Raw genomic sequence first — 4,413 nt, 5'->3', positions numbered from 1 at the left:
CTGGGACGGCACGGCAGATGAAGTAATTTTGCCCAGTATTACTGGACAATTAGGCATTTTAAGCGGTCACGCGTCGTTATTGACGGCTCTAGATACTGCGGTCATGCGAGTGAAGTCTGGGAAAGATAAATGGACGCCAATTGCGCTCATGGGTGGTTTTGCCGAAGTCGATAATGATGAAGTTACCGTACTCGTTAACGGTGCAGAATTAGGCGAAAAAATCGATCGCGAACAAGCTCAAAAAGAATTTACCCAAGCCGAGCAAAAGCTAACTAGTAGTTCTGCTGCTAACAGTCAAGAACAAATTCAGGCTAACCAAGCTTTTAAACGCGCCAGAGCTAGACTTCAAGCTGCTGGAGGTTAGGACGATCGGTGGGTAATCTGTCTCGATCGAGTCTGGTATACTCGCTAAATAAATAACTATAATTTAGACCCTCTTAATTTATTAATTTAGAGGGTCTTGTTATGCGAATATGAGTGAAGAATCTAAATTTCTAATAAGTGAGAAAAAGCAATGATACGGATATTCCGAAGGTTAAAAGCTGTACTTACTGAAGATGAAAAGTTTCTAGAAGCGATCGAGCAAATTGAAGGTGTCGTCTCAAAACTGCTATCAATTGGGATGATTTTCGTGACATTCATCGCGATCGCTCAGTTGAGTTATGCACTTATTGAAAAACTCCTGCTGACGATCGAAAGACCCAGTAATGATAGCTTTAATACTACCCTATTTGAATTATTCGGACTATTTCTCAATGTTTTAATCGCACTAGAGATCCTCGAAAATATCACCGCATACCTCCGCAAACATGTTGTTCAAGTAGAATTGGTAATCGTTACCTCCTTGATTGCTGTCGCTCGCAAAATTATTATCCTCGACCTCGAAAAGAAGAGTAGTAGCGATCTAATTGCCTTAGCTGTTGCCGTTTTTTCTCTTTCAGTCGGTTACGCGATCGTCCACCAAACCAATCGCAAATAGAGTCACAACGATCTTCATTGACAGAATTAACGATCGTACATTACCAAAAAAATAAGTACACAGCTTCCCCATTTATGTGGAAATCCAACAAGATTGTCGGTGGATGCACTCGTCTGTCGTTTGTGAATCAGCAGACGCTACAAAAAACAGGGGAAGGTAATAATTAATTCTCAATTCTCAATTCTCAATTAATTACCTAGTGCCGCCCGGTAATAACCGTTTGGGACGACCCAATCCAAATGGTAGCCTGTAGAGGCGCGGACGATTAATAATCGTAGTACTGGCTTCGTCAACGGGTGATGTCACCTTGACACCTATAGCACCAGCCAAATTTGCCCTGATTAAAGAGGTAGTACTGAGGTTGACACCAGTAAAGTTAGCTAGTGCTAAATTTGCGCTTGAGAGATCGGTTCTGGTGAGAATTGCACTGCTAAAATTGGTGCTGACTAGATTACCATAAGAAAGGTCTGTTCCGGTCAAATTGGTATTGACAAAGTTGACATTGACTAGGCTGGCTGCTTGTAATGTCGCCCCAGTGAAATTGGTATTGGTAACACTAGATCCAGTGAGATTGGCTCCACCGAGGTTGGCATTGGCAAAATTTGTGCCAGTTAAATTTGCGCCGATCAGATTTGCTGCTTGCAGATCGGCATTTACCAACTTTTTGTTACTAAGATCTACACCGCTCAGATCGCAGCCGACGCATTTATTGGTAGTCATCAAAGTCTTGAGGTCGGCTACACTATAGGCATTTGCAGCAGGAGCGATGCCGATTGAGATGAGAACGCAGACAAAGGATAAACGGCAGCTCATTTTGGTAGTCATCCACTAGTTACAATCGACTCTAAACTAACAGAAGCTATAAATCATCTGAAGTTCCAATTGTGAATTTAGAGTAGAAGGTAATTGGGATTGGGGATACGTTTGACGATCGATTTGGGTTTGGAGTCCAGTTAGTGGATCTTGACCGTTTGCCACCAAAAATTCTAACCGATTGACTGGAGAGAGCGTCTTAATTTCATCTAATATCTGAAAGATCGCTCGCACATAAGGGTGATTTGGGTCTTTGTACCAGCCTTCGATCGCTAAATTAGCCTGGTCGAAGCCGAGATGAAAAGTGAGTGAGGGATTGCCAAATAAAGCAGTCCCCACGGGTCTAGCTTCCTCTTTGAGCAGGAGATTATGTGTCTGGGCGAGGTGACGAAGTTTATCCAATCGATCGTACCGAGCAGTGACATCTAGCGGTTCCTCATTCCAAGTGATCCCGACGGTAACGAGATAGGTTTGCAGCAGCATGTGACCGAGTTTTTCGGCTTTGGTGGCTAGATAGTCGTTATTGTAGTCATTGGCTTCGATTAATAATGGCACTCGATCGACCATTTCCAGTCCGTAGCCCTTGAGTCCGGCAATCTTGCGCGGATTATTAGTAATCAACCGAATCTTACTAATCCCCAAGTCGTTAAGCACCTGAGCGCCCACCCCATAATTGCGTAGATCCGCCGGGAAACCGAGGCGATTGTTAGCTTCGACCGTATCCAGCCCCAGATCTTGGAGCGAGTATGCCTTAAGCTTATTAATCAGCCCGATGCCACGCCCTTCCTGACGCAAGTAAACCACCACACCTGCCCCAGCATTCTCAATCATCTTCAGAGCGGCTTGGAGCTGCATCCGGCAGTCGCAGCGCAGCGATCCGAGGGCATCACCTGTCAAACATTCTGAGTGCATTCGCACCATCACGGGTTTGCCTACAAAGTCCGCCGGATTGCCCTTGACGATCGCCACCGTCTCGGTGGCATCGAGTAAGTTGCGATAGCCGTAAATCTGAAACTGCCCAAACTGGCTGGGCAGCTTGGTAATTGCCTCACGATGGACAAACCTGTCGTGCTTGAGCCGATAGCTAATCAGATCGGCAATACTAATAATCTTGAGATTGTGAGTGCGGGCATAGACAAATAAATCTGGCAGCCGAGCCATCGAACCGTCAGGATTTTGAATCTCGCAGATAACGCCCGCTGGAGCCAAGCCAGATAGTCTTGCTAAGTCTACCGCCGCCTCGGTATGTCCGGCTCGCTTTAAGACCCCACCTTCTTGCGCTCTGAGTGGAAAAATATGACCCGGACGACGGAGATCTTCGGGTCTGGTATCGGAGTCGATCGCTAGTTGAATCGTGCGCGTGCGATCGTCAGCCGAAATTCCGGTCGTGACGCCAAACTTCTGACTGGCATCGATACTGACGGTAAAAGCGGTTTGGTTGGGGTCGGTATTATTAGTCACCATCAACGGCAGATCCAACCGATCCAATTGGTTGCCCATCATCGCCAGACAGATCAATCCTCTCGCATGGACAGCCATAAAGTTGATCCGATCGGGGGTAATGGTCTGCGCCGCACAGATCAGATCGCCCTCGTTTTCGCGATTTTCATCATCTACCACCACGACCATTTTGCCCGCTGCAAAGTCTAATAAAGCGGTAGAAATCGTGTCAAACTCAAAATCGGACGTGTCAGTAGAAGAAATGGCTATCACAGATCGGTAAAATGTTGGTAAACTATATAGTCCATTCAAGCAAGTCAACGCCCTAGATCGATCGCCCGGAGTAAAACCCCGATCGAATCGCACAATTCAGACCTAATTTTGAATTTGGTGCCGAACTAGTTGGTATTTCTCACCATGAATATGGTACTAGTTTCTTTATTATAGAGGTCATAACATTCATGGGTGAGCAGATTAATCGCCTTCAAGTCGGGATTGTCGGTGCGTCAGGCTATGGTGGGGTGCAGTTGGTGCGCTTGTTGCAAGATCATCCCGCGATCGAGATTGCTTATTTGGGCGGAGACAGCAGTGCGGGTAAAAAGTTTGGAGATCTCTATCCCCATCTCGCTCATATCGTGAATTCAACCATCGAACCGATCGATGTCGATGTCATTGCCTCCCGCTGTCAGGCAGTATTTCTCGCTCTGCCCAATGGGTTAGCCTGCGAACTCGCCCCAAAATTAATCGCTAAAGGCTGTGGCGTTCTCGACCTATCGGCAGACTACCGATTTACCGATCTCGATACCTATACCCAATGGTACAAGATTCCGCGCACCGATCGAGACACAGCAGCACAGGCTGTCTACGGCTTGCCCGAACTCTACCGCGCCAAACTCCGCAACGCCAAACTCGTCGGCTGTCCCGGCTGCTATCCTACCGCCAGCCTCCTCGCCCTCTCACCCCTACTCAAACAAGGTTTAATTGATGCTGACACCGCCATCATCGATGCCAAATCCGGTACCTCTGGGGGCGGTAGACAAGCCAAAACCCATCTCTTGCTAGCCGAAGCCGATAACAGCTTTACTGCCTACAGCATCGCCGGACATCGCCATACACCCGAAATCGAGCAAGTTTGTAGCGATCTTGCCAGCCATGAAGTCAAAGTCCAATTTACACCCCAT

General features: G+C 47.0%; 5 protein-coding genes. 3 read left to right on the top strand and 2 right to left on the bottom strand.

The annotated features are described in order from the left end of the window. Both atpC and RMO35_RS15735 read left to right on the top strand, forming a co-directional pair. The coding region (gene atpC / locus RMO35_RS15740) for an ATP synthase F1 subunit epsilon (protein ID WP_309742270.1) at positions 1–364 on the top strand (364 nt) is incomplete at its 5' end. Positions 365–514: 150 nt separating this feature from the next. After that, entirely contained in the window at positions 515–979 is a 465-nt protein-coding gene (locus RMO35_RS15735; protein WP_309742269.1) for a phosphate-starvation-inducible PsiE family protein, read from the top strand. A 192-nt stretch (positions 980–1,171) separates the two neighbouring features. On the opposite strand, the gene RMO35_RS15730 is transcribed toward RMO35_RS15735, so the two are convergent. Both RMO35_RS15730 and ribBA read right to left on the bottom strand, forming a co-directional pair. Next, on the bottom strand, positions 1,172–1,804 hold the full coding sequence (locus RMO35_RS15730) for a pentapeptide repeat-containing protein (RefSeq protein ID WP_309742268.1): 633 nt from the start codon (positions 1,802–1,804) through the stop codon (positions 1,172–1,174). A 24-nt stretch (positions 1,805–1,828) separates the two neighbouring features. Next, on the bottom strand, positions 1,829–3,496 hold the full coding sequence (gene ribBA / locus RMO35_RS15725) for a bifunctional 3,4-dihydroxy-2-butanone-4-phosphate synthase/GTP cyclohydrolase II (protein WP_396135681.1): 1,668 nt from the start codon (positions 3,494–3,496) through the stop codon (positions 1,829–1,831). 197 nt (positions 3,497–3,693) lie between these two features. On the opposite strand from ribBA, the gene argC reads away from it, so the two are divergent. Beyond that, positions 3,694–4,413, top strand: a 720-nt coding sequence (gene argC, locus RMO35_RS15720; RefSeq protein WP_309742267.1) for an N-acetyl-gamma-glutamyl-phosphate reductase, incomplete at its 3' end; no start/stop codon positions are given.

This window comes from Chamaesiphon sp. OTE_20_metabat_361, assembly GCF_031364565.1.
Note: the sequence above shows the minus strand (reverse complement) of the source record. Positions and strands in the feature narration are given on the sequence as shown.

What these genes read in the sequence shown, in the direction of transcription:
- RMO35_RS15735 (WP_309742269.1), top strand. Translation starts at nt 515, where the DNA reads ATGATACGGATATTCCGAAGGTTAAAAGCTGTACTTACTGAAGATGAA.
- RMO35_RS15730 (WP_309742268.1), bottom strand. Translation starts at nt 1,804, where the DNA reads ATGACTACCAAAATGAGCTGCCGTTTATCCTTTGTCTGCGTTCTCATC.